This is a genomic window from Streptomyces sp. NPDC096136, from assembly GCF_044763325.1.
GTDB lineage: Bacteria > Actinomycetota > Actinomycetes > Streptomycetales > Streptomycetaceae > Streptomyces.
In genome coordinates this window covers 226,044-249,880 of the sequence record NZ_JBIWFZ010000004.1, presented here as the reverse complement: position 1 = coordinate 249,880, position 23,837 = coordinate 226,044, and the positions used below count along the sequence as shown (strand labels likewise).

Below are 23,837 nucleotides of genomic sequence, written 5' to 3'. Positions count from 1 at the left end.
CGCGGGAAACGGGAGACGGCCGATCAGGCCCGCTGGTGCAGGCCCAGGTTCTCGTAGATCTCGAGGGTCGCCGTGGAATTGTTCAGCGTGATGAAGTGCAGTCCGGGTACACCTTCGGACAGCAGCCGCGCGCAGAACTCCGTGGCGAACTCGATGCCAATGGAGCGTACAGCGGCCGGATCGTCCTTGACGGCGAGCATGCGGTCTTTCACGGCGTCGGGGAAGACCGCATTGCTCAGCTGGGGCAGCCGGTCGAGCTGCTTGATGCCCACAACAGGCATGACCTCGGGGATGATCGGGGTCTCGCAGCCGGCCTTCTGGGCGCTGTCGCGCAGCCGCAGATAATTCTCCGGATCGAAGAACATCTGGGTGATGGCGTAGTCCGCACCGGCGCGGCACTTGTCCACGAAGTGTCGGATGTCCGTGTCCCAGTCCTCCGAGCGCGGGTGCATCTCGGGGAAGGCGGCGACGCCGACGCAGAAGTCGCCGGACTCCTTGAGCAGGCGCACGAGGTCGGCCGCGTAGTCCACGCCCTCGGGATGCTTGACCCAGGGGCCCATGGGGTCGCCCGGCGGGTCCCCGCGCAGCGCGAGCATGTTGCGGATGCCGGCGTCGGCGAACTGGCCGATCACGTGGCGCAGCTCGGCGACGGAGTGGTCGACGGCGGTGAGGTGCGCGACGGGTGTCAGCGTGGTGTCGGCGGCGATCTGCTCGGTGGCGCGGACGGTGCCGCCCCGGGTCGAGCCTCCGGCCCCGTACGTGACGGAGACGAAGCTCGGGGAGACCGCCTCGATCCGGCGGAGCGCGTTCCAGAGGTTGCGCTCGCCCTTCTCGGTCTTGGGGGCCCAGAACTCGAAGGAATACGAGGCTCCGGACGCGAGGAGGTCGCGGACCGTGTGTGCGCGGTCCGACCAGGTGGAAGCGGTACCAAGGGCCATACGGGCAGGTTAGACGCGCCCCGGCGGACGCCGAAGCGCTGTCCACCCCTTGGACGGATTTTTGGACACCTCGGCGCGCGCCCCGGCCGGGCGCGAGTTCCGCGCGAGCACGGTTCGAGGGGCCGCCGCCCGGGACGGGTCCGGGCGGGCCGGGCCCTGGCGGGGCGGGTCCGGGGCGGGTCCGGGGCCTCAGCCGAGGCGGGCGCGGACGCGCTTCGCCAGCTCGGCGGCGGCGGCGCCGGGGTCGGAGGCCTCGGTGATGGCGCGGACGACCACGACACGGGTGGCCCCGGCGTCGAGGACCTCGTCCAGGTTGCCGGCGTCGATGCCGCCGATGGCGAACCAGGGGCGGTCCTGGTCCAGGGAGGCCGCGTGGCGGACGAGGTCCAGGCCGGGGGCGTGGCGGCCGGGCTTGGTGGGGGTGGGCCAGCAGGGGCCGGTGCAGAAGTAGTCCACGCCCGGCTCGGCGACGGCGGCGTCGACCTCGGACTCGGAGTGGCAGGAGCGCCCGATCAGGACCTCCGGGCCGAGGATCGCGCGGGCGGCGGGGACGGGGATGTCGCCCTGGCCCAGGTGCAGGACGTCGGAGCCGATGGCGTGCGCGACGTCGGCGCGGTCGTTGACCGCGAGGAGCTTGCCGTGCCGGCGGGCGGCCTCGGCGAAGACCCGGAGGTGTTCGAGTTCCTCACCGGCCTCCATGCCCTTGTCGCGGAGCTGGACGACGTCCACCCCGCCGGCCAGGACGGCGTCGAGGAACTCGGGGAGGTCTCCCTGCCGCTTTCGGGCGTCCGTGCACAGGTAGAGCCGGGCGTCGGACAGCTGCTGCATGGGAGTACCCCTCTGGTGGTGGCGGTGTGCGGGCGGGCCGAGGCTACCCCGCCGGCCCGCACACCCGTGGATCAGCCGGTCAGAGGGCGAGCGCCTGGGCGCGGCGCTTCACCTCCGTGCCGCGATTCTCGCGCAGCGCCTGCACGGGGGTGCCGGGCAGGGTGGGGTCCTCGGTGAAGAGCCACTCCAGCATCTCCTCGTCGGAGAAGCGGTCGTCGCGCAGCACCGTGAGCAGGCCGACGAGTCCCTTGACGACCTTGTCGCCGTCGATGAACTGGGCCGGAACCTGCAGGGCGCGGTTCTCGCCCCGGCGTACGGCGATCAGCTGCCCTTCCTTGACCATCTGGCGGACCCGGGTCACCTCGATGTCGAGCATCTCCGCGATGTCGGGGAGGTACAGCCACGAGGGGACGAGGGCATCGATCTTTGCGTCAATCTCGGTCACGGGGACAAGCCTGCCACCTCGGCGGGACACCCGGTACCCGGCCCCGTCCGTCCGGGTCCGTCCGCGTAGGCGGGGATCCGCCCGGATCAGGGTCCGCGCCCGGTTGCGGGCCCGGCCGCGCGGCGGCGGGCCGGGCCCCGGGGCGGTGTCAGGCGGCGGCCGACTTCAGCGGTACGCCCGGGTCGGCGACCTTGGCCGGATCCACGGGGGCGCCCGACTCGATCAGCTTCCGCCCCTGGGCCAGGTCGCGGGGGCGGCCGACGGCCAGGACCGCGACGAGGGCGTCCCCGCGCAGCCAGCACACCGACCAGGCGTCCCCGTCCGGGTCGCCGCGCCACAGCAGGGCGTCGGCGCCGCCGTGGTGGCCGGCGTACTGCACGAAGCGGCCGAACTGCTCGGACCAGAAGTAGGGCACGGGGTCGTAGGCCTGTACGGCCTCCCCCGCGACGATGTTCGCCGCGACCGTGCGCGGGCCCTGGAGGGCGTTGTCCCAGTGGTGGACCAGCAGCCGGGTCCCGTAGCGGGCCGACGGGAAGGAGGAGCAGTCCCCGACGGCGTACACCCCGGGCAGGGAGGTGCGCAGGTGGGCGTCGGCGGTGACGGAGCCGTCGGGGCCCCGCTCGACGCCGCTGCCGTCGAGCCAGTCGGTGGCGGGCCGGGCGCCGACGCCGACGACGACGGCCCCGGCGGGCAGCTCGCGGCCGTCCGCGAGGAGCACCCGCCCCTCCTCGACGGCGGCCACCCGGGCGCCGGTGAGCAGGGTGGCGCCGGCGCCCTGGTACCAGCGGGCCATCGGGGCGGCGACCTCGGCGGGCAGGGCACCGGCGAGGACCCGGTCGGCCGCCTCGACCACGGTGACGGCGCAGCCGGCCTCGCGGGCGGCGGTGGCGAACTCGGCGCCGATCCAGCCGGCCCCGACCACGACGGTGTCGGGGGCGGCGGCCAGGACCGGGCGCAGCCGGGCGGCGTCGTCGAGGGTGCGCAGCAGGTGGGCGCCGGGGACGCCGCCGGTGCCGGGCAGGGTCAGGGGCGTGGCTCCCGTGGCCAGGACGAGGACCTCGTACGGGACCGGTCCGGCCTCGGTGTCCAGCTCGTGGTCGGCGGCGCGCAGGCCGGTGACCTCGGTCCCCAGGCGGAGCGTGATGCCGAGGCCTTCGAAGTCGACGTCGAAGGCCGAGTCCTCGGCCTTGCCGAGCAGTACCGCCTTGGACAGCGGCGGGCGGTCGTAGGGCTGGTGGGGTTCGGCGCCCAGCAGGGTCACGGGGCCGGTCCAGCCCTGTTCCCGCAGGGCCACCGCGGTCTGCACCCCGGCCATTCCGGCGCCGACGATCACGACACCGGGCTTCGTCTGTTCCGTCTGCTCACTCACACGGCCAGCCTAGTCACCTGACGACCCGTCAGGAAACTGGGGGCGGGGCGCCACAGGGAGGCAGCCTTACCCGCCACCGGCCCCGGGGTTACGCTGGCCACCGTACCTATCGCGGGAGTCCGGGCGCACCGGGCTGAGAGGGAGGCTGGCCGGCCTCCGACCGTACGAACCTGATCCGGGTCATGCCGGCGAAGGGAGGGGCTGGACGCCCATGCACGCATCCGACAAGGGATCCGACCACCGGGGCTGCGACGTCCTCGTCATCGGTGGCGGGATCATCGGCCTGGTCACCGCCTGGCGGGCGGCCCGCAGCGGCCTGCGCACCGCGCTCGCCGACCCCGACCCCGGCGGCGGCGCCGCCCGGGTCGCGGCCGGCATGCTCGCCGCCGTCACCGAACTGCACTACGGCGAGGAAACCCTGCTGGGGCTCAACCTCGCCTCCGCCGCCCGCTACCCGGACTTCGCCGCCGAGCTCTCCGAGGCCAGCGGCGGCATGGACCTCGGCTACCGGGCCTGCGGCACCCTGGCCGTCGCCCTCGACGCCGACGACCGCCTCCACCTGCGGGAACTGCACGCCCTCCAGCGCCGCTGCGGCCTGGAGTCCGAGTGGCTCACCGGCCGCGAGTGCCGCCGCCTGGAGCCGATGCTGACCCCCGGGGTGCGCGGCGGGCTGCGCGTCGACGGGGACCACCAGGTGGATCCGCGCCGACTCGCCGCCGCACTGCTGGCCGCCTGCGAGCGGGCCGGGGTGGAGATCCACCGGGCGGCCGCCCGCCGGCTGCTCGTCACCGCCGACCGGGCCTCGGGGGCGCTGCTCGACGACGGCACCGGGCTGCGCGCCGACCAGGTGGTCCTGGCCGCCGGCTCGCTCAGCGGCCGGCTGGAGGGCGTACCGGAACAGGTGCTGCCGCCCGTACGGCCGGTCAAGGGGCAGGTCCTGCGGCTGGCCGTGCCGCCCGCCTTCGCGCCGTTCCTGTCCCGGACGGTACGGGCCGTGGTGCGCGGCAGCCACGTCTACCTGGTCCCGCGCGAGAACGGCGAACTCGTCGTCGGCGCCACCAGCGAGGAGCTCGGCTGGGACACCACCGTCACCGCCGGCGGGGTCTACGAGCTGCTGCGCGACGCGCACGAACTGGTCCCCGGCATCACCGAGCTCCCCCTGGTCGAGACCCGGGCGGGGCTGCGCCCGTGCTCCCCGGACAACGCGCCGCTGCTGGGCCCCAGCGACCTGCCCGGTCTGCACCTGGCCACCGGCCACTACCGCAACGGGGTGCTGCTGACCCCGCTCACCGGCGACGTGATGGCGGAGCTGCTGACCACCGGCGCCGTGCCGGAGATCGCCCGCCCCTTCAGCCCCCGCCGCTTCTCCTCCACCCGTCAGGAGTCCCCCGCATGACCATCTCCGTCAACGGCGAGCCGCGCGAGCTCGCGGCCGGCACCACCCTCGACGCGGTGGTCGCCACCCTGACCACCGCCCCCTCCGGCGTGGCCGCCGCCCTCAACGAGACGGTCGTCCCGCGCGGACAGTGGCCGCACACCGCGGTCGGCGACGGCGACCGGGTCGAGGTCCTCACCGCGGTCCAGGGAGGCTGAGCGCCATGGCCGACGACCTGTTCACCCTGGGCGGCCGGACCTTCTCGTCCCGCCTGATCATGGGCACGGGCGGCGCCCCGAGCCTGGAGGTCATGGAACGCGCCCTGATCACCTCCGGCACCGAGCTCACCACGGTGGCCATGCGCCGCCTGGACCCGACGGTCCAGGGCTCCGTCCTGTCCGTTCTGTCCCGGCTCGGCATCGCGGTCCTCCCGAACACGGCGGGCTGCTTCACCGCCGGCGAGGCCGTCCTGACGGCCCGGCTCGCGCGGGAGGCGCTGGGCACGGACTGGATCAAGCTGGAGGTGGTCGCGGACGAGCGGACCCTCCTGCCGGACGGGGTCGAGCTGCTGGACGCGGCGGAGGTGCTGGTCGACGAGGGCTTCACGGTCCTCCCCTACACCAACGACGACCCGGTGCTGGCCCGCAGGCTGGAGGACGCGGGCTGCGCGGCGATCATGCCGCTGGGCTCCCCCATCGGCTCCGGGATGGGCATCCGCAACCCGCACAACTTCGAGCTGATCGTGGAGCGGGCCGGGGTGCCGGTCATCCTGGACGCGGGCGCGGGGACGGCCTCGGACGCCGCGCTGGCGATGGAGCTCGGCTGCGCGGCGGTGATGCTGGCCTCCGCGGTGACCCGTGCGCAGGAGCCGGTGCTCATGGCGGCGGCCATGCGCGACGCCGTCTCGGCGGGCCGGCTGGCCCACCGCGCGGGCCGCATCCCCCAGCGCCGCTTCGCGGAGGCCTCGTCCCCGCGGGAGGGCCGCGCCGCTCTGGACCCGGAGCGCCCGGCGTTCTGAGGGCCCGCCGCGAACCCCCCGCCCCCCCGCCCACGTCACAGGTGCGCTGCAAGGCGTGGACACCCCGGCCGGGGGTGGTGGGGGCCCTCGTAGAATCGCCGGGTGGATACGACCCTGGATGACCCCCTCGTCGGGCGCGTGCTCGACGGCCGCTACCGCGTCGACGCCCGCATCGCCGCAGGCGGCATGGCGACGGTCTACCGGGCCCTCGACACCCGCCTCGACCGCGTCCTCGCACTGAAGATCATGCACCCGGACCTGGCCGCCGACGCCGCCTTCGTCGACCGCTTCATCCGCGAGGCGAAGTCCGTGGCCCGCCTCGCCCACCCCAACGTGGTCGGGGTCTTCGACCAGGGCACCGACGGCCCGTACACGTACCTCGCCATGGAGTACGTCTCCGGCTGCACCCTGCGCGACGTCCTGCGCGAGCGCGGCGCGCTCCAGCCGCGGGCCGCGCTCGACATCCTCGAACCGGTCCTCGCCGCGCTCGGCACCGCCCACCGCGCCGGCTTCGTCCACCGGGACATCAAGCCCGAGAACGTGCTGATCGGCGACGACGGCCGGGTCAAGGTCGCCGACTTCGGCCTCGTGCGCTCCGTGGACGCCGCCACCCACACCACCGGCTCCGTCCTCGGCACGGTCTCCTACCTCGCCCCCGAGCAGATCGAGGACGGGGTCTACGACACCCGCGTGGACGTCTACGCCTGCGGCGTCGTGCTGTACGAGATGCTCACCGGCTCCAAGCCGCACACCGGCGGCACCCCCGCCCAGGTGCTGTTCCAGCACCTCAACGAGGACGTCCCGCCCCCGTCGGCCGCCGTCCCGGGGCTGCCCGCCGCGCTCGACGAGCTCGTCGCCCAGGCCACCGCCCGCACCCCCGGGCTGCGCCCCGCGGACGCCGCCGCCCTGCTGGGCCTGGCCCGCGAGGCGCGGGCGCGGATCGGCGAGGCCGAGCTGGACGCCGTACCTCCGCAGGCGCGGGCCGCCGAGCGGTCCGCAACCGAGGACCGCACCAGCGTGATCCCGCGCCCGGTCGCGGGGCAGGCGCAGGAGCAGTCCGTGCACCACACCTCGCGCCTGGAGCGGCCGCACGTACCGGAGCCCCCGGCTCCCCCGGCCGCCCGCCGGCAGCGCCGGGGCACGGTCCTCGTCATCGCGGGGATCCTGCTCGCCCTGGGTCTGGGCGCCGGCGTCTGGTACATCAACTCCGGGCAGTTCACCAAGGTGCCCAACCTCCTCGGCAAGACGGAGGAGCAGGCCAGGACGGAGCTGTCCGCCGCCGGGCTCGGCGTCAAGAAGGTCGACCGGAAGTTCAGCGAGGCCTTCGAGCGCGGCACGGTCATGAACTCCGACCCCGCCGGCGGCAAGCGGATCCGCGGCAACGGCGCGGTGACCCTCACCGTCTCCCGCGGCCCCGAGCTGGTCAGCGTGCCCGATCTGAAGGGTCGGCCGCTGGAGGAGGCCAAGGCCGAGCTGACGAAGGCGGGGCTGGCCCCCGGCATCGTCACCCAGGCCTTCAGCCAGGACGTGGCCCAGGGCTCGGTGATCGGCACCGACCCGGCCGGCGGCCAGAAGCGGGCCCCCGACACCGCCGTCTCCCTCCAGGTCAGCAAGGGCCGCCCGGTCCAGGTCCCGGCCGTCACCGGCCAGTCGGCCGACCAGGCGCGGGCGGCCCTGGAGGCCCTCGGTCTGAAGGTCGAGACGGCCCCCGACCAGGTCAACTCCCCCGCGCCCGCCGGTACGGTCGCCAACCAGTCGATCGGCGCGGGCACCCAGGCCGCCACCGGGGACACGGTCACGCTGACCCTCTCCAAGGGCCCCCGGCCGGTGCAGGTCCCGAACGTGGCCGGCCAGGACGTGGACGCCGCCCGCAAGGCGCTGGAGGCCCTGGGCTTCAAGGTGAAGGTGGAGCGCCCCTTCCTGTCCTTCAGCAGCACGGTGGACACGCAGTCGGTGCCCGCCGGACAGAGCGTCCCCGAGGGCAGCACGATCACCATCAAGACCAAGGGGCTCTGAGCACCGTTGTCACGCAATCCCGTGGGCGGGCACGTGCCCGTCGCCGGCGGGCTGGCCTCCGTGGGCCTCGCCTACGCCCGTGAGATGGGCGCAGAGGCCGTCCAGGTCTTCGTGGCCAACCCGCGCGGGTGGGCCACCCCGACCGGGAACCCGGCGCAGGACGAGCTGCTGCGCGCGCAGTGCGCCGAGGAGTCGATCCCGGTGTACGTGCACGCCCCGTACCTGATCAACTTCGGCTCGCACACCGCGGCGACCGTCGAGAAGTCGGTGGAGTCCCTGCGGCACTCACTGCGCCGGGGCCGGGAGATCGGTGCGCTCGGGGTGGTCGTGCACACCGGCTCGGCGACCGGGGGCCGTCCGCGTGAGGAGGCGTACGCGCAGGTCAGGGAGTACATGCTGCCGCTGCTGGACGAGCTGACCCACGAGGACGACCCCTTCCTGCTGCTGGAGTCCACGGCCGGCCAGGGCTCCTCGCTCTGCTCGCGCACCTGGGACTTCGGCCCGTACTTCGAGGCCCTCGACCACCACGAGAAGCTCGGCATCTGCCTGGACACCTGCCACATCTTCGCGGCGGGCCACGACCTGGCGGAGCCGGGCGGCACCAAGCAGACCCTGGACCTGCTGGCGGACACGGTGGGCGCGGGCCGGCTCAAGCTGATCCACGCCAACGACTCCAAGGAGGGCGTCGGCGCCCACAAGGACCGGCACGCCAACATCGGCCAGGGCCACATCGGCCGGGAGGCCTTCGCCGAGCTGTTCTCCCACCCCGAGACGGACGGCGTCCCGCTGATCATCGAGACGCCCGGCGGCAAGGAGGGGCACGCCGCGGACGTGGCCCTGCTGAAGGAGCTGCGCGAGCTGCACTGACCGCTCCCCGATTCCTTGAGGAATACCCCTGGGGGGTATACGGTTCCACCAGTCGGCGGGACCGCTGCCCGGCGTTCCGCCAGACCTCCAGGGGGTTGTCATGACGCAGGCGCACGAACATCACGAGCACCACGCACATCACGAGAACCACGACCACCACGCACACACCGAGCACCAGCAGCACGCCGGGCACGCCCACGCCCACGGCGGCGGCCCCGTCGGCTGGGGGACGGCGGCCCGGGCCACGCTGCACTGCCTGACCGGATGCGCCATCGGCGAGGTCCTCGGCATGATCGTCGGCACCGCCCTGGGCTGGGGGAACCTTCCGACGATGGTCCTGGCGATCGTCCTCGCGTTCTTCTTCGGCTACGCCCTCACCCTGCGCGGGATCCTGGCCGCCGGCGTGGACCTCCGCTCGGCCGTCCGGGTGGCGCTGGCCGCGGACACCCTCTCGATCGCCGTCATGGAGCTGATCGACAACGGCGTCATCGCCGTCTGGCCCGGGGCCATGGACGCCCACCTCTCGGAGGCGCTGTTCTGGACCGCCCTGGCGATCTCGCTGGCGCTCGCCTTCGTCGTGACCGCCCCGGTCAACAAGTGGATGATCGGCCGCGGCAAGGGCCACGCCGTCGTCCACCAGTACCACCACTGAGGGCGGTCACAGCTCCGGACCGTCGCCGGGCCCCTCCTGGTACGAGTAGCGCTGCTCGCGCCAGGGGTCGCCGATGTTGTGGTAGCCGCGCTCCTCCCAGAAACCGCGGCGGTCGGCGGTCATGTACTCGATGCCCCGCACCCACTTGGGCCCTTTCCAGGCGTACAGGTGCGGGACCACCAGGCGCAGCGGGAAGCCGTGTTCGGCCGTGAGCGGTTCGCCGCCCATGTGGGTGGCGAAGACGGTCCGGTCGGAGGCGAAGTCGGCCAGCCGCAGGTTGGAGCTGAAGCCGTACTCGGCCCACACCATCACGTGCGTGGCCTGCGGGGCCGGAGGGGCCAGGGCGAGGATGTCGCGGGCCATCACCCCGCCCCACTCGGCGCCCAGCATGCTGAACTTGGTGACGCAGTGCAGGTCGGCCACCACCGAGTCGAACGGCAGCGCCGCGAACTCCTCGTGGTTCCAGCAGTGCTTCTCGCCGTCGGCCGTCGCCCCGAAGACGCGGAACTCCCAGCGGTCCGGCTTGAACTTGGGCACGGGACCGTAGTGGGTGACCGGCCAGCCCCTCTGCAGCCGCTGCCCCGGAGGAAGCTCCAGTTGCTCTGCTCCCGGAGATTCCCGGCTTTCCGGCTGACCCATGCCTCCATGGTGACAGACGTGGCGGGGTGGTCACGACCAGGTACGAGCCGAAACGGGCAAGTCACGGTAACTCCGACTAAGGAGGCACTTACTGGACGGCCCCCTACGGCGGTGCAAAGATGCGCGCACTGCCCAGTCACCTAGCTGACATTGCCTGGAAGGAGCCTCTGCGATGCAGGGCGACCCCGAGGTCCTCGAGTTTCTGAACGAGCAGCTGACCGGCGAGCTCACGGCCATCAACCAGTACTGGCTGCACTACCGCATCCAGGACAACAAGGGGTGGACGAAGCTCGCCAACTACACCCGTGCCGAGTCCATCGACGAGATGAAGCACGCGGACAAGCTCACCGAGCGCATCCTGATGCTCGACGGGCTCCCGAACTACCAGCGGCTCTTCCACGTGCGGGTCGGCCAGACCCTGACGGAGATGTTCCAGGCGGACCGGCAGGTCGAGGTGGAGGCGATCGACCGCCTCAGGCGGGGCATCGAGGTCATGCGCGGCAAGGGGGACGTCACCTCGGCGCGGCTCTTCGAGGAGATCCTGGAGGACGAGGAGCACCACATCGACTACCTCGACACCCAGCTGGAGCTGATCGAGAGCATCGGCGAGGCGCTCTACATCGCCCAGCTGATCGAGCAGCCGGAGAGCTGAGGGCGGGAGGGACCAGGGGCCCGGTGGGCGCCCGGCGCCCGGAGGTTAGGCCGCGTCGGCCAGGACGGGCTGCGCGGCCCCGGGGGCCGGGCGGGGCGCGGAGGCGAGGACGGCCGCCGCGTCGCCCTTCTCCACCAGCTCCCGGCGCGGGCACGCGCCACGGCCCAGGAGGCCCTGGATGGTCCGCACGCAGGAGCCGCAGTCCGTGCCGGCCTTGGTGACCGAGGCGATCTGGCGGGGGGTGCAGGCCCCGGCGGCCGCGTGTTCCTTGACCTGCTTGTCGGTGACCCCGAAGCAAGAGCAGACGTACACGCGGTTCACCTCCCTGGGCGGAATGGTCCTTGCAGCCATCCCCTGTGCGGTGAGGCTTACCTAACCGTACCCAAAGTTAGGGTTGCCTAAAAGACCCGGGAACGCGGATGGGGCGCGGATCACATCGATCCGCGCCCCGTCGGCAGGTGCCGCCTACTGGTCGCGGTACATCTCCGCCACCAGGAACGCCAGGTCCAGGGACTGGCTGCGGTTGAGACGCGGGTCGCAGGCCGTCTCGTAGCGCTGGTGCAGGTCGTCGACGAAGATCTCGTCGCCGCCGCCCACGCACTCGGTGACGTCGTCACCGGTGAGCTCGACGTGGATGCCGCCCGGGTGGGTGCCCAGCGCCTTGTGGACCTCGAAGAAGCCCTTGACCTCGTCGAGCACGTCGTCGAAACGGCGCGTCTTGTGGCCGGAGGCCGCCTCGAAGGTGTTGCCGTGCATCGGGTCGGTGACCCAGGCGACGGTCGCACCGGACGCGGTGACCTTCTCGACCAGCTCGGGGAGCTTGTCGCGGACCTTGTCGGCGCCCATGCGGACGACGAAGGTCAGCCGGCCCGGCTCGCGCTCGGGGTCCAGGCGGTCGATGTACGTCAGCGCCTCGTCCACCGTGGTGGTCGGACCGAGCTTGATGCCGATCGGGTTGGCGATCTGCGCGCAGAACTCGATGTGCGCGTGGTCCAGCTGACGGGTGCGCTCACCGATCCAGACCATGTGGCCGGAGGTGTCGTACAGCTTGCCGGTGCGGGAGTCCGTACGGGTGAGGGCGCCCTCGTAGTCCAGCAGCAGGGCCTCGTGCGAGGAGTAGAACTCCACCGCCTTGAACTCGGCCGGGTCGGTGCCGCAGGCCTTCATGAAGTTCAGCGCGTTGTCGATCTCCCGCGCGAGCTGCTCGTAGCGCTGCCCGGACGGGGAGGACTTCACGAAGTCCTGGTTCCAGGCGTGCACCTGGCGCAGGTCGGCGTAACCGCCGGTGGTGAAGGCGCGCACCAGGTTCAGCGTGGAGGCCGAGGCGTGGTACATGCGCTTGAGGCGCTCGGGGTCCGGGACGCGGGCCTCTTCGGTGAAGGCGAAGCCGTTGACGGAGTCGCCGCGGTAGGTCGGCAGGGTCACGCCGTCGCGGGTCTCGGTGTCCTTGGAGCGCGGCTTGGAGTACTGGCCCGCGATGCGGCCGACCTTGACGACGGGCACGGAGGCCGCGTAGGTCAGGACGGCGCTCATCTGGAGCAGGGTCTTCAGCTTGGCGCGGATGTGGTCGGCGGAGACGGCGTCGAAGGCCTCGGCGCAGTCGCCGCCCTGCAGCAGGAACGCCTCGCCCTTGGCGACGGCTCCCAGGCGGGCGCGCAGCTGGTCGCACTCGCCCGCGAAGACGAGCGGAGGATACGACTCGAGGTCCGCGACGACAGCGCGCAGGGCCTCGGCATCGGGGTACGAAGGCTGCTGCGCCGCGGGAAGGTCTCGCCAGGTCGCCTTGGCGGCGAGGGCGTGGTTTTCAGCGTTCACGGTCACCTCGTACACATTACGGCGTCATTCGCCGTGTCCGGCCGGACGCCCACCTGGTGAGACGGTGTCGTTCGAAGGTCCACGGAGCCCAGATGAACGGAATTCAAGGTTCACATGCCGGAAGAGGCGGGATGCGGCAGGAGGACGGCGGCGTGGGCTAAGGTGCCTCCCATGTACGCGCTCTCCGTCCAGAACTGGTGGTGGTCCGCTCCCGGCGGCCCACCCCTCGTGCGTACCCACTGACACGAGCGAAGCGAAGGCCGCCCCGAGGGGCGGCCTTCTGCGTGCACCGGCACGGGCCGCCCCTCCTCCCGACACCCCACCGGAAGGACGCCCGCCCCATGCCCCAGTCCGAGTTCTCCCTCGCCCGGCTCCTCGACGACGACGCCCCGCCCTTCGCGCTGCTGCGCCGGCGCACCCCCGGCCGCGACCACGACACCGTCGAGGTGCTGCTGGGCCCGGTCCACACGGCCGACCGCCTCGCCGACCTGCCCGTCCGCGCGCTGCCCACCCTGGCCCTGGTCCCCTTCCGCCAGATCCGCGAGCGCGGGTTCGACGTCCGCGACGACGGCACCCCGCTGGCCGTACTGGCCGCCGAGGAGGCCTACGAGGTCCCGCTCGCCGAGGCGCTGGCCGCCCTCCCGGCCCACGGCGTACGGGTCGACGGCGGCGGCTTCGACGTCGGCGACGAGGAGTACGCGGCCACCGTCGAGCGGGTGGTCCGCGACGAGATCGGCCGGGGCGAGGGCGCGAACTTCGTGATCCGGCGGACCTACCGGGGCCGGATCGACGGCTTCGGCCGGGCCGACGCCCTGGCCCTGTTCCGGCGTCTGCTGGAGGGCGAGCGGGGGGCGTACTGGACGTACGTGGTCCACACCCCGGACCGCACCCTGGTCGGGGCCAGCCCCGAGGTCCACGTCCGCATGACGGGCGGCACGGTGGTCATGAACCCCATCAGCGGCACCTACCGGTACCCGGCCGGCGGCCCGACCGCCGAGTCGCTCCTCGCCTTCCTCGGCGACCGCAAGGAGACCGAGGAGCTGTCGATGGTGGTCGACGAGGAGCTGAAGATGATGTGCACGGTCGGCGACATGGGCGGGACCGTCGTCGGACCCCGGCTGCGGGAGATGGCCCACCTCGCGCACACCGAGTACGAGCTGCGCGGACGCTCCTCGCTGGACGTCCGGGAGGTGCTGCGGGAGACCATGTTCGCGGCGACGGTGACGGGCTCGCCCGTGCAGAACGCCTGCCGCGTGATCGAACGGTACGAGGACGGGGGCCGCGGCTACTACGCGGGCGCGCTGGCGCTGCTGGGGCTGGACCCGGCCGGCGGCCAGACCCTGGACTCCCCCATCCTGATCCGCACCGCCGACATCGCCCCGGACGGGGCCCTGCGGGTGCCGGTCGGGGCCACCCTGGTCCGCCACTCCGACCCGCTCGGCGAGGTGGCCGAGACCCACGCCAAGGCCGCCGGGGTGCTGGCCGCCCTGGGCGTACGGGAGGCCGCGCCCCGGCCCGCCCGCGGGACGACGGGCGCCCGGCTGGCGGACGACCCCCGGGTGCGGGCGGCGCTGGCCTCGCGGCGGGCGGACCTGGCGCCGTTCTGGCTGCGGATGCAGGAGCGGCTGCCCGCGACGGACGGGCACGCGCTGGTGGTGGACGGCGAGGACACCTTCACGGCGATGCTGGCGCACGTGCTGCGGGCGGCGGGTCTGTCGGTGGCGGTGCGCCGCTACGACGAGCCGGGGCTGCGGGAGGCGGCGCTGGCCTGGGAGGGCCCGATCGTCCTGGGCCCGGGCCCGGGGAACCCGGCCGACGCGGCGGACCCGAAGATGCGGACGCTGCGCGCGCTGGCGGGCGAGCTGCTCGCCTCGCACCGGGGCGGTCTGCTCGGGGTCTGTCTGGGGCACGAGCTGCTGGCGGCGGAGATCGGGCTGCCCCTCGTCCGCAAGGCGGAGCCGGCGCAGGGGGCGCAGGTGCGGATCGACCTCTTCGGCAGGCCGGAGGTCGTCGGCTTCTACAACACGTACACCGCCGCCTGTGATGCGGAGGCGGCCGCCGAGCTGGCGGCGCACGGCGTCGAGGTCTCCCGGGACCCGGTCACGGAGGAGGTCCACGCCCTGCGCTGCGCGGAGCGCGGCTTCGCGGGCGTCCAGTTCCACCCGGAGTCCGTCCTCACCCTGCGGGGAGCGCCGCTCGTGCGCGACCTGGTCCGCTCCCTGACCCCGGTGGGGCGGCGGGCGTGACGTCCGCCCGGGTCCGGCCGGCGGTCAGGCCGGACCCGGGACCAGGGTGTTGTCCGAACGGCGTCCCGCCAGGTAGTCCGCCACGTTGCGGACCGTCGCGTCGATGATCTGCCCCACCGCCTCGTGCGTGTAGTACGCCTGGTGGGAGGTGACCAGGACGTTCGGGAAGGTCATCAGCCGCGCGAGGGTGTCGTCGGGCACCGCCTCCAGGGACTTGTCCTGGGAGAAGATCCCCGCCTCCGCCTCGTACACGTCCAGCCCCACCCCCGCGAAACGGCCCGCGCGCAGCTCTCCCACCAGGGCCTCCGTGTCGACGAGTCCGCCCCGGCTGGAGTTCACCAGGATCGCGTCGTCCTTCATCGCCGCCAGCGCGGCCGCGTCGACGAGGTGGCGGGTCGCCTCCAGCAGGGGCACGTGCAGGCTGACCAGGTCCGCGGAGGCGAACAGCTCCTCCTTCGCCACGTACTCCATGCCCAGCTCCACGCACGCCGGGTTCGGCGCGAGGTCCCAGCCCAGCAGCCGCATCCCGAACCCGTGCGCGATCCGGGTGAAGGCCTCGCCGATCCGGCCCGTGCCCAGCACCCCCGCCGTCCGCCCCCGCATGTCGCGGCCCATCAGGCCGTTCAGCCGGAAGTCGAAGTCCCGGGTGCGGTTCGAGGCGCGCACGATGCGCCGGTTCACGGCCATCGCCAGGGTCCAGGCGAACTCGGCGACCGAGTACGGCGAGTAGTACGAGACCCGGCTGACGGTCAGGCCCAGCCGCCGCGCCGCGTCGAGGTCGATGTTGTTGAAGCCGGTGGACCGCTGGGCGATCAGCCTCGTCCCGCCCGACGCCAGGACGTTCAGGACCCGGACGCCCAGGTCGGCGTTGACGCTGGAGGAGACGATCTCGTACCCGGCGGCGATCGGCGCCGTGTCCTCGCCGAGGCCGACGTCGAGGCAGCGGACCTCGTGCCGCCCCGCCCCCGCGAAGGCCCGCTCCAGGAGCGGCCCCTCGTCGGCGGTCACTCCGAAGGCCAGGATCTCCACGCTCGCTCCCACAGGTCGGACCACGGGTCGTTCCATCGCTCTCGTCACGATACGACCCGCGGTCCGGTCCCCCGCAGAGGCGGGGCGGCGGCTCAGCCGAAGAAGACGCCGGCCTCCTCGTACAGCTTCGGGTCCACCGTCTTCAGCTTCGCCGTCGCCTCGGCGATCGGGACGCGGACGATGTCCGTCCCCTTCAGCGCGACCATCTTCCCGAAGTCCCCGTCGCGCACCGCGTCGATCGCGTGCAGTCCGAAGCGGGTGGCCAGCCAGCGGTCGAAGGCGCTCGGGGTGCCGCCGCGCTGGATGTGCCCGAGGACCGTGGTCCGGGCCTCCTTTCCGGTCCGCGCCTCGATCTCCTTGGCCAGCCACTCCCCCACGCCCGACAGCCGGACGTGCCCGAAGGAGTCCCGGGAGACGGCGTCCTTGAGCACCAGGTCGCCGTCCTTGGGCATGGCCCCCTCCGCCACCACCACGATCGGCGCGTAGCTGGCCTTGAACCGGGAGGTCACCCAGGCGCAGACCTGGTCCACGTCGAAGCGCTGCTCGGGGACGAGGATGACGTTCGCGCCGCCCGCGAGTCCCGAGTGCAGGGCGATCCAGCCGGCGTGCCGGCCCATCACCTCGACGACCAGCACCCGCATGTGGGACTCGGCCGTGGTGTGCAGCCGGTCGATGGCCTCCGTCGCGATGCCGACGGCCGTGTCGAAGCCGAAGGTGTAGTCGGTGGCCGACAGGTCGTTGTCGATGGTCTTGGGGACGCCGACGCAGGGGATGCCGTACTCCTCGTACAGCCGGGCGGCCACGCCCAGGGTGTCCTCGCCGCCGATCGCGATGAGCGCGTCGACCTCGGCCTTGGCGAGGTTCTCCTTGATCGCGCGGACCCCGTTCTCCGTCTTGAACGGGTTGGTGCGCGAGGAGCCGAGGATGGTGCCGCCGCGGGGCAGGATCCCGCGGACGGCGGGGATGTCGAGCGGGACGGCGTCCCCCTCGACCGGTCCCCGCCAGCCGTCCTTGAACCCGACGAACCCGTATCCGTACTCCTGGACGCCCTTGCGGACGACGCCCCTGATCACCGCGTTGAGCCCGGGGCAGTCGCCGCCGCCCGTGAGCACTCCGACCTTCATGGAATCTCCCTTCGCCATGACGGCCACGCTAGTGGTGACACAGGTCACACCGACGGGTCTGGAAAAGGCAATTCCGGTGGAATTACGAGGCGTTGCGTACGCGTGTTCACTCGTAAGGGGAAGTAAGTACGACCGGTGCGGCCTTGCGCGTCCCCCTTACGCGTCGTCGAGCCCGCGCTCGATCGCGTACCGGACGAGCTCCACCCGGTTGTGCAGCTGGAGCTTGCCCAGGGTGTTCTGCACGTGGTTCTGCACCGTCCGGTGGGAGATCACCAGCCGCTCCGCGATCTGCTTGTACGACAGCCCCTTGGCCACCAGCCGCAGCACCTCGGTCTCCCGGTCGGTCAGCTGCGGGGCCTTCGGCTCGTCGGCCGCGGCCGGCACCGGGTCGGCGGCCAGCCGCCGGTACTCGCCGAGGACCAGCCCGGCCAGGCCCGGGGTGAACACCGGGTCGCCGGCCGCGGTGCGGCGGACCGCGTCGATCAGCTCCTGGGCCCCGGCGGACTTCATCAGGTAGCCGGTCGCCCCGGACTTCACCGCCTCCAGCACGTCCGCGTGCTCCCCGCTCGCCGACAGCACCAGCACCCGCAGCGCGGGATCGGCGCCGACCAGCTCCTTGCACACCTGCACCCCGGGCATCCCGGGCAGGTTGAGGTCGAGGACCAGCACCCGCGGGGCCGCGGCACGGGCGCGGCGCACCGCCTCCGGCCCGTCCCCGGCGGTGGCGACCACGTCGAACCCCGCGGCGGCCAGGTCGCGGGCCACCGCGTCCCGCCACATCGGGTGGTCGTCGACGACCATCACCTTGATGTCGTGGAGCTCGCCGCCGCCGCTGACGCTGTCGTTCACTGGGTCCTCCCCCTCGGTACTTTCAGTTCCACTTCGGTGCCCTGCCCGGGGACGGACACCAGCTCGGCGCTGCCGCCGAGGTCGCGCAGCCGGCCCCGGATGGACAGGGCCACGCCCATCCGCCCCTCGCCCTCCGCCTGGTCGAGCCGTCCGGCCGGGATGCCCGGGCCGTCGTCCCGCACGGTCACGATCACCTCGTCGCCCCAGTCCTCGACCAGGATCCAGGCACGGGCCCCCTCCCCCGCGTGCCTGCGCACGTTGTCGAGGGCGGCGCCGACGGCCGCTGCCAGCTCCCGCGCGGCGGGCGCGGGCAGCGGCACCGGGGTGCCCGGCTCGGCGAAGCTCACCCGGGAGCCGGCGTGCGGGGCCAGCAGGGCGCGCAGGTCCAGCTCGCCCTCGTCGGCGCCCGGCTCCTCCACCTCGTAGGCGTCCACCCGCGCGCCGAGCGACTCGTCGCGCGAGACCCGGGAGGGGCGGACCAGCCCGCTGGAGACCAGCGTGCGCAGCGCCACCTCCTGCTCGCCGGCCATCCGGCCCAGCTCGGCCGCCTCCCCGCCCAGCTCGGTACCGCGCCGCTGGACCATGGCGAGGACCTGGAGGACCCCGTCGTGGATGTCCCGGGCGAGGCGCTCGCGCTCGCGGGTGGCGGCCTCGATCTCCAGGGCGCGGGCGAGCGTCGCCTCACTGGCCCGGGCGACCTCGACGACGTAGCCGAGGGCGATGGAGGCCACCCAGACCAGCAGCACGTTGTGCAGGGTGTCCCGGGTGGGGTCGCCGCCGTGGATGGCGATGTTGGCGACGGCCACGAAGGTCGAGGCGATCCCGGCCCAGCGCCAGCCGCCCTTGAGGGCGAAGGCGAGCACCGAGCCCGCCGTCCAGATGCTGGGCAGGGTGGGGCCGCCCGCCTGGATGCGGGCGTGGGTGTCGGCGAGCGGGGTGAGGGCTATGCCGGCGAGCGCGACGGTGAGGTCGGCCGCGAGGAAGCCCCGGGTGCAGCGCGCCGCGCTGCCCACCCGGCGGTGGGTGGCCGCCGTCCAGACGACGAGGACGGCGAGGTAGCCGGCCGCGACGCCGGGGCGGGGGAAGTCCTTGTACGCGGAGGCGAACAGCAGGACCGCGTAGACCATGGTGAGCAGCCGGTACGCGGTCAGGGCCCGCCACAGCGGCTGCTCCACCGACATGCGCACGACGCGCTCGCGCTTCGTCGCCATCTCCCCCACCCCCGCCGCGCGGACGGCACCGGCCGCCCGCGGGGACTACTCCGCGCCCTTGTCGCCCTTGGCGGCGTCCTTGGCCGCGTCCTTGGCGGCCTTCTCCGCGTCCGCGATCTGCCGCTTGGCGGCCGTCGCGTAGATGTCGACGTACTCCTGGCCGGAGAGCTTCATGATCTCGTACATGACCTCGTCGGTCACCGAGCGGAGGATGAAGCGGTCCCCGTCCATGCCCTGGTAGCGGCTGAAGTCCAGCGGCTTGCCGATCCGGATGCCCGGACGCATCAGCTTCGGGACCACCTTGCCGGGCGGCTGGATCTTCTCGGTGTCGATCATCGCCACCGGGATCACGGGCGCGCCGGTGGCCAGCGCCACCCGGGCCAGACCGCCGGGCTTGCCCCGGTAGAGGCGGCCGTCGGGTGAACGGGTCCCCTCGGGGTAGATACCGAACAGCTCCCCGCGCTCGATGACCTCGATGCCGCTCTTGATGGCGGCCTCACCGGCACCGCGCGCACCGGAGCGGTCCACGGGCAGCTGGCCGACGCCCTTGAAGAAGGCCGCGGTCAGCTTGCCCTTGACCCCGGGGGAGGTGAAGTACTCCGCCTTCGCGATGAAGGTCACCTTCCGGTCCAGCACGGCCGGCAGGAAGAAGGAGTCGGAGAAGGACAGGTGGTTGCTCGCGAGGATCGCCGGCCCCTCCGCGGGAATGTTCTCGAGGCCCTCCACCCACGGCCTGAAGGCGAGCTTCAGGGAACCGCCGATGGAGAACTTCATTGCGCCGTAGATCAACTCGAAAGCCTTCCTGTGTCTGTCGAACAGACCTTATCCCCTGCCTCCACCGAGAGCGCCCGACGACCCTGGTCGGTGTCATCCCGGTCGCGTACCGTGAAGTCACACAGCGCGACGCACCCGTACGCACCCGTACCCCGCGCGCGTCATGGTCATCGTCGAGTCGAAGTCCTCACCAACAAGGAGACTGTGGTGCCCGTCCTCCCTGGAGCAGAGCCGTTCCGCCACGAGGGCGGGGAGGTGGGCGTGCTCCTCTGCCACGGCTTCACCGGTTCCCCGCAGTCGCTGCGCCCCTGGGCCGAATACCTGGCCGAACGCGGGCTGACGGTCTCGCTGCCGCTGCTGCCGGGGCACGGCACGCGCTGGCAGGACATGCAGCTCACCGGCTGGCAGGACTGGTACGCCGAGGTGGACCGGGCGCTGCGGGAGCTGCTGGAGCGGTGCACGCAGGTGTTCGTGTTCGGGCTGTCGATGGGCGGAGCGCTGACCCTGCGGCTGGCCGCCAAGCACGGGGACGCGATCAGCGGCATCGTGCTCGTCAACCCGGCCAACAAGGTGCACGACCCGATGGCCGTGGCCCTCCCCGTGGCCAAGCACTTCATCCGCTCCACGCCGGGGATCGCCAGCGACATCGCGAAGCCGGGCGCGGCGGAGGTCGGATACGACCGGGTCCCGACGAAGGCCGCGCACTCGCTGCGGAAGTTCTTCCAGCTGGTGGACACCGAGCTGCCGCAGGTCACGCAGCCGGTGCTGCTGCTCCACAGCCCCCAGGACCACGTGGTCCCGCCGGTGGACTCGGAGCGGATCCTGGCGCGGGTGTCGTCGACGGACGTCACCGAGACCCTGCTGGAACAGAGTTACCACGTGGCGACGTTGGACCATGACGCGGAGCGGATCTTCGCGGACAGCTATGCGTTCGTCGGGCGGCTCGCGGAGAGCGTCGGCAGGGAGGGGGCGGCCAGCGGTGGCTGAGCACGAGGAGTCCGCCGGGGGCGTGCCCCCGCTGGACGAGGAGGCGGCCTGGGCCGCGATCGTCGCCGGGTACGGGCAGGAGCCGCCGGACCCGCCGGGGGCGCGCCCGTTCCGGCCGATCGAGAACCTGATGCTGCCGGAGGAGGACGTCCAGCCGGAGCCGCCGGCCGCCGCTCCGACGGCACTGGGCGGCTCGGTGGTCTTCGCCCCGGGCGTCGGCCTCGGCCCGCGCGACCACGCGCCGGCCGAGCCGAAGGACGAGGACGCGGCGGGGGACGCCGCCGACGAGGGCCACTTCGTCCCCCCGGAACCGCCGGAGCTCCCGCCGGCGGACACCACGGCGAAGTTCGCGTGGCTGGCCGTGGTCGGCGGCCCGGTCCTGCTCCTGCTGGCGGTGCTGCTGCAGTGGGACATGACGTGGTGGCTGACCACCCTGGGCATCGGCGGCTTCCTGGGCGGCTTCGCCACCCTGGTGGCCCGCATGTCGGGCGACACGGACGACGATGACGACGACCCGGGGCGCGGCGCGGTGGTGTAGCCCGGCTCGCCGGGTGCCGGCGGGGCGGCGGTGCGGGCCTCCCCGACGGCCCTCTCGGCGGCGGGCCCGCCATCTCCCCCTCGCGGCGTCGGGGGCGGGTCCGGAGGGCGGGGCGGTTACGCTCCCGCGCTCAGGTGCAGGGCCGCCAGGACCGGGAGGTGGTCCGTTGCCGTGCGGAGGTCCTGGGGCGGGAGGCCCGTCGGGACTCCGCAGGCGAGGACCTCCACGCTGCGGGAGGCGAACACCGCGTCGATGCGGCGGGTGGGCGCGGCGGAGGGGAAGGTGTTCCCGCCGCCCCAGGGGGCGGCCGTCCAGCAGTCCTGGAGGGCGTCCGACAGGCGGCCGAAGGCGGGGCCGCCCGGAGCCTCGTTGACGTCGGCGGCGGCGATCGCGTGCGGGGCGTCCAGGGCCCGGACCCGGTCGAGGAGGAGGTCGGCCTGGGCGGCGCGCTCCGTCGCGTCCAGCGACAGGTGGGCGCTGACGACCCCCACCCGCGCGGCGCCGAAGCGGACCACCGCCGTCGCGAAGCCGCGCCGGTGGAGTCCGGGGGTGAGGGGGAGCAGGACGTCCTCGGTCCGCTCCACGAAGGCCCGGAGCGAGCACAGCAGCAGCGGACCGGCCGCGGTCGCTCCGCCGCCCAGGACCACCAGGTCGGTCTTGGCGGCCAGCCGCGCCGCGTGCTTGCGCCAGCGGAAGAACCTCGGGGCCTCCTGGACGAAGACCAGGTCCGGGGCGCAGGCCCGGATCACCCGGGCCAGGGCCTCCTCGTCGTCGCGCAGCGAGCGGACGTTGTAGCTGAGGACCCGGATCACGGCGGACCCGTCCGGCTCGGTCACGGACCCGGGCAGTGCGCCGGGCACCGCGTCGGCGTCGGGCAGCGGATGGGGCTGGGGCAGCGTGTCAGGCACCATGCACCGCAAGATACGCAGCCGCCCGCCGCTCCCACAGGGGGCGCGGCGGGCGGCTCCAGACCTTCCCGAGTGCGTCTCAGCCCTGGCGGGCCAGGTCGGCCGCGCCCACCAGGCCGGCCTTGCCGCCGAGCTGCGCGGCCAGCACCTGGGCGTGCGGTCGCCAGGCGCCGCCGATCAGCCAGCGCTTGAAGGACTTGCGGATCGGGTCGAGGACGAGATCGCCCTCGTCGGAGACGCCGCCTCCGACGATGAACGCCGAGGGGTCGAAGAGGGAGGCGAGGTCGGCCAGGCCCGCGCCGGCCCAGCGGGCCAGCTCGCGGAAGGAGTCGACGGCCACCGGGTCGCCGGCCCGTGCGGCCTCGCTGATGTGCTTGCCCTCGATGCCCTCGGGGGTGCCGTCGCCCAGTCCCAGCAGGACCGCCGCGTTCTCGGGGGTGGCGTTGGCGCGCTGCTTCGCGTAGCGGACGAGCGCGCGGCCGGAGGCGTACTGCTCCCAGCAGCCCTGGCTGCCGCAGCCGCACAGCAGGCCGTCGGGGACGACCCGGATGTGGCCGAACTCGGCGGCGACGCCGAAGCGGCCGCGGCGCAGCTTGTTGCCGATGATGATGCCGCCGCCCAGGCCGGTGCCGAGCGTGATGCAGATGACGTCCTCGTGGCCCTGGCCGGCGCCAAAGCGGTATTCGCCCCAGGCCGCGCAGTTCGCGTCGTTCTCGACGACGACGGGCAGGCCGATGCGCTGCTCGACCTTGTCCTTGAGCGGCTCGTGCCGCCAGTTGATGTTCGGTGCGAAGAGCACCGTCGCGCGCTTGTCGTCCACGTATCCGGCGGCGCCGATGCCGACGGCGTCGATGGTGTGGTTGCTGCTGACCTCGGACACGGCGGCGCAGATCGCCTCCGTCACGCCGTCCGCGGTCGGCGGGGTGGGCACCTTGTACGTCTCAAGGATGGTGCCCTCTTCGTCGACCACGCCGGCCGCGATCTTCGTGCCGCCGATGTCGACGCCGATGGTGAGTCCCATTAGTCCCTCGGTTTTCCGGTCAAGCCCCGCCACGGCCAACCGTACCCGAGGCGGGCGGAGGATCAGTCGAGATCGATCCGCTGCGCCGGGCCCTCGTCGGGTCCCCCGTCGTCGCCGTCGGTGTGCTTGCGGGGGGCGGGGGGCTCGTCCCGGGTCCAGCGGCGTTCGTGGCCCTCGACGGCCGAGCGGTAGGCGGCGAGCAGCTCCGATCCGGCCGCCGCGAGGTGGCCGAAGACCTCCGGATTGCGCTCGATCACGGGCTTGGCGGCGGTCCTGGCCTGGTTGACGAACTGGCGTACGGCGCCCTGGGCGGCTGCGGCGAGCTCCGGGTTGTTGAGGGCGGAGACCTTGTCGGCGACGGCGCCGAAGAGCTTGAACAGCTCCTCGGCGGCGGTGCCGGTGGCATCGCCCGCTCCCCCGGCCTGCTCGCGCTCCGCACGGCGGCGCTCCCGTTCGGCGGCGAGGTCCTCGGCGCAGGCCTTCGCCCAGGCGTCGTCGTCGGTGGGGCGGTCGGTGGCCTCGCTCATGGCGGACTC

The 23,837-nt window shown here is 73.2% G+C and carries 25 protein-coding genes and 1 riboswitch; of the genes, 10 read left to right on the top strand and 15 right to left on the bottom strand.

The window, feature by feature from the left end; all coding sequences use genetic code 11:
- Positions 1–23: 23 nt before the first annotated feature.
- The 4 genes from metF to ACIRBY_RS10320 all read right to left on the bottom strand — a co-directional run bounded on the left by metF (position 24) and on the right by ACIRBY_RS10320 (position 3,580).
- The gene (gene metF, locus ACIRBY_RS10335; RefSeq protein ID WP_403898831.1) at positions 24–938 is read right to left on the bottom strand and encodes a methylenetetrahydrofolate reductase [NAD(P)H]; all 915 of its coding nucleotides are present in this window, start codon (positions 936–938) and stop codon (positions 24–26) included.
- Between the two features lie 189 nt (positions 939–1,127).
- On the bottom strand, positions 1,128–1,766 hold the full coding sequence (thiE, locus tag ACIRBY_RS10330; RefSeq protein ID WP_403898828.1) for a thiamine phosphate synthase: 639 nt from the start codon (positions 1,764–1,766) through the stop codon (positions 1,128–1,130).
- Positions 1,767–1,845: 79 nt separating this feature from the next.
- Positions 1,846–2,211: an Rv2175c family DNA-binding protein gene (locus ACIRBY_RS10325; protein ID WP_267035306.1), complete on the bottom strand. Its 366-nt coding sequence runs from the start codon at positions 2,209–2,211 to the stop codon at positions 1,846–1,848.
- A gap of 148 nt (positions 2,212–2,359) precedes the next feature.
- Positions 2,360–3,580, bottom strand: coding sequence for an NAD(P)/FAD-dependent oxidoreductase (locus ACIRBY_RS10320; RefSeq protein ID WP_403898825.1), 1,221 nt, complete (start codon positions 3,578–3,580; stop codon positions 2,360–2,362).
- A 101-nt stretch (positions 3,581–3,681) separates the two neighbouring features.
- Positions 3,682–3,794, top strand: a riboswitch (TPP riboswitch).
- Between ACIRBY_RS10320 and thiO the strand changes: the two genes are divergently transcribed.
- The 6 genes from thiO to ACIRBY_RS10290 all read left to right on the top strand — a co-directional run bounded on the left by thiO (position 3,792) and on the right by ACIRBY_RS10290 (position 9,508).
- Positions 3,792–4,976, top strand: coding sequence for a glycine oxidase ThiO (gene thiO, locus ACIRBY_RS10315; RefSeq protein WP_403898822.1), 1,185 nt, complete (start codon positions 3,792–3,794; stop codon positions 4,974–4,976). It overlaps the preceding riboswitch by 3 nt.
- Positions 4,973–5,173, top strand: coding sequence for a sulfur carrier protein ThiS (gene thiS, locus ACIRBY_RS10310; RefSeq protein ID WP_403898819.1), 201 nt, complete (start codon positions 4,973–4,975; stop codon positions 5,171–5,173). The genes thiO and thiS overlap by 4 nt, the downstream gene beginning before the upstream one ends.
- A gap of 5 nt (positions 5,174–5,178) precedes the next feature.
- Complete coding sequence (locus ACIRBY_RS10305; protein ID WP_403898816.1) at positions 5,179–5,973, top strand: thiazole synthase; 795 nt, start codon at positions 5,179–5,181, stop codon at positions 5,971–5,973.
- 102 nt (positions 5,974–6,075) lie between these two features.
- The gene (gene pknB / locus ACIRBY_RS10300) at positions 6,076–7,989 is read left to right on the top strand and encodes a Stk1 family PASTA domain-containing Ser/Thr kinase (protein WP_403898813.1); all 1,914 of its coding nucleotides are present in this window, start codon (positions 6,076–6,078) and stop codon (positions 7,987–7,989) included.
- Between the two features lie 6 nt (positions 7,990–7,995).
- Positions 7,996–8,856: a deoxyribonuclease IV gene (locus ACIRBY_RS10295; protein ID WP_403898810.1), complete on the top strand. Its 861-nt coding sequence runs from the start codon at positions 7,996–7,998 to the stop codon at positions 8,854–8,856.
- A 100-nt stretch (positions 8,857–8,956) separates the two neighbouring features.
- Positions 8,957–9,508, top strand: coding sequence for a DUF4396 domain-containing protein (locus ACIRBY_RS10290; protein ID WP_403898807.1), 552 nt, complete (start codon positions 8,957–8,959; stop codon positions 9,506–9,508).
- 6 nt (positions 9,509–9,514) lie between these two features.
- Here ACIRBY_RS10290 and ACIRBY_RS10285 read toward each other — a convergent pair whose 3' ends face one another.
- On the bottom strand, positions 9,515–10,147 hold the full coding sequence (locus tag ACIRBY_RS10285; RefSeq protein ID WP_403898804.1) for a sulfite oxidase-like oxidoreductase: 633 nt from the start codon (positions 10,145–10,147) through the stop codon (positions 9,515–9,517).
- A gap of 172 nt (positions 10,148–10,319) precedes the next feature.
- Between ACIRBY_RS10285 and bfr the strand changes: the two genes are divergently transcribed.
- Positions 10,320–10,799, top strand: a complete 480-nt coding sequence (gene bfr / locus ACIRBY_RS10280; RefSeq protein ID WP_403898801.1) for a bacterioferritin — start codon at positions 10,320–10,322, stop codon at positions 10,797–10,799.
- A 45-nt stretch (positions 10,800–10,844) separates the two neighbouring features.
- Here bfr and ACIRBY_RS10275 read toward each other — a convergent pair whose 3' ends face one another.
- The gene (locus ACIRBY_RS10275) at positions 10,845–11,111 is read right to left on the bottom strand and encodes a bacterioferritin-associated ferredoxin (protein WP_403898798.1); all 267 of its coding nucleotides are present in this window, start codon (positions 11,109–11,111) and stop codon (positions 10,845–10,847) included.
- Between the two features lie 153 nt (positions 11,112–11,264).
- Positions 11,265–12,629 carry a class II 3-deoxy-7-phosphoheptulonate synthase gene (locus ACIRBY_RS10270; protein WP_403898795.1) on the bottom strand — a complete coding sequence of 455 codons (1,365 nt, stop codon included), beginning with the start codon at positions 12,627–12,629 and terminating at the stop codon, positions 11,265–11,267.
- A gap of 326 nt (positions 12,630–12,955) precedes the next feature.
- Between ACIRBY_RS10270 and ACIRBY_RS10265 the strand changes: the two genes are divergently transcribed.
- Positions 12,956–14,860 (top strand): anthranilate synthase family protein, encoded by a 1,905-nt coding sequence (locus ACIRBY_RS10265; protein WP_403898792.1) that lies wholly within the window; start codon positions 12,956–12,958, stop codon positions 14,858–14,860.
- A gap of 24 nt (positions 14,861–14,884) precedes the next feature.
- Here the strand turns inward: ACIRBY_RS10265 and ACIRBY_RS10260 are convergent, their stop codons facing one another.
- From ACIRBY_RS10260 to ACIRBY_RS10240, 5 genes are all read right to left on the bottom strand, one after another.
- Positions 14,885–15,889, bottom strand: a complete 1,005-nt coding sequence (locus tag ACIRBY_RS10260; protein WP_403899583.1) for a 2-hydroxyacid dehydrogenase — start codon at positions 15,887–15,889, stop codon at positions 14,885–14,887.
- 92 nt (positions 15,890–15,981) lie between these two features.
- Positions 15,982–17,013 (bottom strand): 6-phosphofructokinase, encoded by a 1,032-nt coding sequence (locus ACIRBY_RS10255; RefSeq protein WP_403899580.1) that lies wholly within the window; start codon positions 17,011–17,013, stop codon positions 15,982–15,984.
- Positions 17,014–17,169: 156 nt separating this feature from the next.
- Positions 17,170–17,814: a response regulator gene (locus ACIRBY_RS10250; protein ID WP_403899577.1), complete on the bottom strand. Its 645-nt coding sequence runs from the start codon at positions 17,812–17,814 to the stop codon at positions 17,170–17,172.
- Between the two features lie 44 nt (positions 17,815–17,858).
- Positions 17,859–19,073 carry a MacS family sensor histidine kinase gene (gene macS, locus ACIRBY_RS10245; protein WP_403898789.1) on the bottom strand — a complete coding sequence of 405 codons (1,215 nt, stop codon included), beginning with the start codon at positions 19,071–19,073 and terminating at the stop codon, positions 17,859–17,861.
- Between the two features lie 45 nt (positions 19,074–19,118).
- The gene (locus ACIRBY_RS10240; RefSeq protein ID WP_403899574.1) at positions 19,119–19,847 is read right to left on the bottom strand and encodes a lysophospholipid acyltransferase family protein; all 729 of its coding nucleotides are present in this window, start codon (positions 19,845–19,847) and stop codon (positions 19,119–19,121) included.
- Positions 19,848–20,054: 207 nt separating this feature from the next.
- Between ACIRBY_RS10240 and ACIRBY_RS10235 the strand changes: the two genes are divergently transcribed.
- Both ACIRBY_RS10235 and ACIRBY_RS10230 read left to right on the top strand, forming a co-directional pair.
- Entirely contained in the window at positions 20,055–20,834 is a 780-nt protein-coding gene (locus tag ACIRBY_RS10235) for an alpha/beta hydrolase (protein ID WP_403898786.1), read from the top strand.
- Positions 20,827–21,372: a hypothetical protein gene (locus tag ACIRBY_RS10230; protein ID WP_403898783.1), complete on the top strand. Its 546-nt coding sequence runs from the start codon at positions 20,827–20,829 to the stop codon at positions 21,370–21,372. Before ACIRBY_RS10235 ends, ACIRBY_RS10230 begins: the two co-directional genes overlap by 8 nt.
- A gap of 116 nt (positions 21,373–21,488) precedes the next feature.
- Here the strand turns inward: ACIRBY_RS10230 and ACIRBY_RS10225 are convergent, their stop codons facing one another.
- From ACIRBY_RS10225 to ACIRBY_RS10215, 3 genes are all read right to left on the bottom strand, one after another.
- Positions 21,489–22,283: an endonuclease/exonuclease/phosphatase family protein gene (locus ACIRBY_RS10225; RefSeq protein WP_403898780.1), complete on the bottom strand. Its 795-nt coding sequence runs from the start codon at positions 22,281–22,283 to the stop codon at positions 21,489–21,491.
- 76 nt (positions 22,284–22,359) lie between these two features.
- Complete coding sequence (locus tag ACIRBY_RS10220; RefSeq protein WP_403898777.1) at positions 22,360–23,301, bottom strand: ROK family glucokinase; 942 nt, start codon at positions 23,299–23,301, stop codon at positions 22,360–22,362.
- Between the two features lie 62 nt (positions 23,302–23,363).
- The gene (locus ACIRBY_RS10215) at positions 23,364–23,828 is read right to left on the bottom strand and encodes a DUF5304 family protein (protein ID WP_403898774.1); all 465 of its coding nucleotides are present in this window, start codon (positions 23,826–23,828) and stop codon (positions 23,364–23,366) included.
- Positions 23,829–23,837 lie beyond the last annotated feature (9 nt).

Coding starts and splice junctions, on each gene's coding strand:
- metF (WP_403898831.1), bottom strand. CDS start 938: ATGGCCCTTGGTACCGCTTCCACCTGGTCGGACCGCGCACACACGGTC.
- thiE (WP_403898828.1), bottom strand. CDS start 1,766: ATGCAGCAGCTGTCCGACGCCCGGCTCTACCTGTGCACGGACGCCCGA.
- thiO (WP_403898822.1), top strand. CDS start 3,792: ATGCACGCATCCGACAAGGGATCCGACCACCGGGGCTGCGACGTCCTC.
- thiS (WP_403898819.1), top strand. CDS start 4,973: ATGACCATCTCCGTCAACGGCGAGCCGCGCGAGCTCGCGGCCGGCACC.
- ACIRBY_RS10305 (WP_403898816.1), top strand. CDS start 5,179: ATGGCCGACGACCTGTTCACCCTGGGCGGCCGGACCTTCTCGTCCCGC.
- ACIRBY_RS10290 (WP_403898807.1), top strand. CDS start 8,957: ATGACGCAGGCGCACGAACATCACGAGCACCACGCACATCACGAGAAC.
- ACIRBY_RS10285 (WP_403898804.1), bottom strand. CDS start 10,147: ATGGGTCAGCCGGAAAGCCGGGAATCTCCGGGAGCAGAGCAACTGGAG.
- bfr (WP_403898801.1), top strand. CDS start 10,320: ATGCAGGGCGACCCCGAGGTCCTCGAGTTTCTGAACGAGCAGCTGACC.
- ACIRBY_RS10265 (WP_403898792.1), top strand. CDS start 12,956: ATGCCCCAGTCCGAGTTCTCCCTCGCCCGGCTCCTCGACGACGACGCC.
- ACIRBY_RS10255 (WP_403899580.1), bottom strand. CDS start 17,013: ATGAAGGTCGGAGTGCTCACGGGCGGCGGCGACTGCCCCGGGCTCAAC.
- ACIRBY_RS10250 (WP_403899577.1), bottom strand. CDS start 17,814: ATGGTCGTCGACGACCACCCGATGTGGCGGGACGCGGTGGCCCGCGAC.
- macS (WP_403898789.1), bottom strand. CDS start 19,073: ATGGCGACGAAGCGCGAGCGCGTCGTGCGCATGTCGGTGGAGCAGCCG.
- ACIRBY_RS10240 (WP_403899574.1), bottom strand. CDS start 19,847: ATGAAGTTCTCCATCGGCGGTTCCCTGAAGCTCGCCTTCAGGCCGTGG.
- ACIRBY_RS10225 (WP_403898780.1), bottom strand. CDS start 22,283: ATGGTGCCTGACACGCTGCCCCAGCCCCATCCGCTGCCCGACGCCGAC.
- ACIRBY_RS10220 (WP_403898777.1), bottom strand. CDS start 23,301: ATGGGACTCACCATCGGCGTCGACATCGGCGGCACGAAGATCGCGGCC.
- ACIRBY_RS10215 (WP_403898774.1), bottom strand. CDS start 23,828: ATGAGCGAGGCCACCGACCGCCCCACCGACGACGACGCCTGGGCGAAG.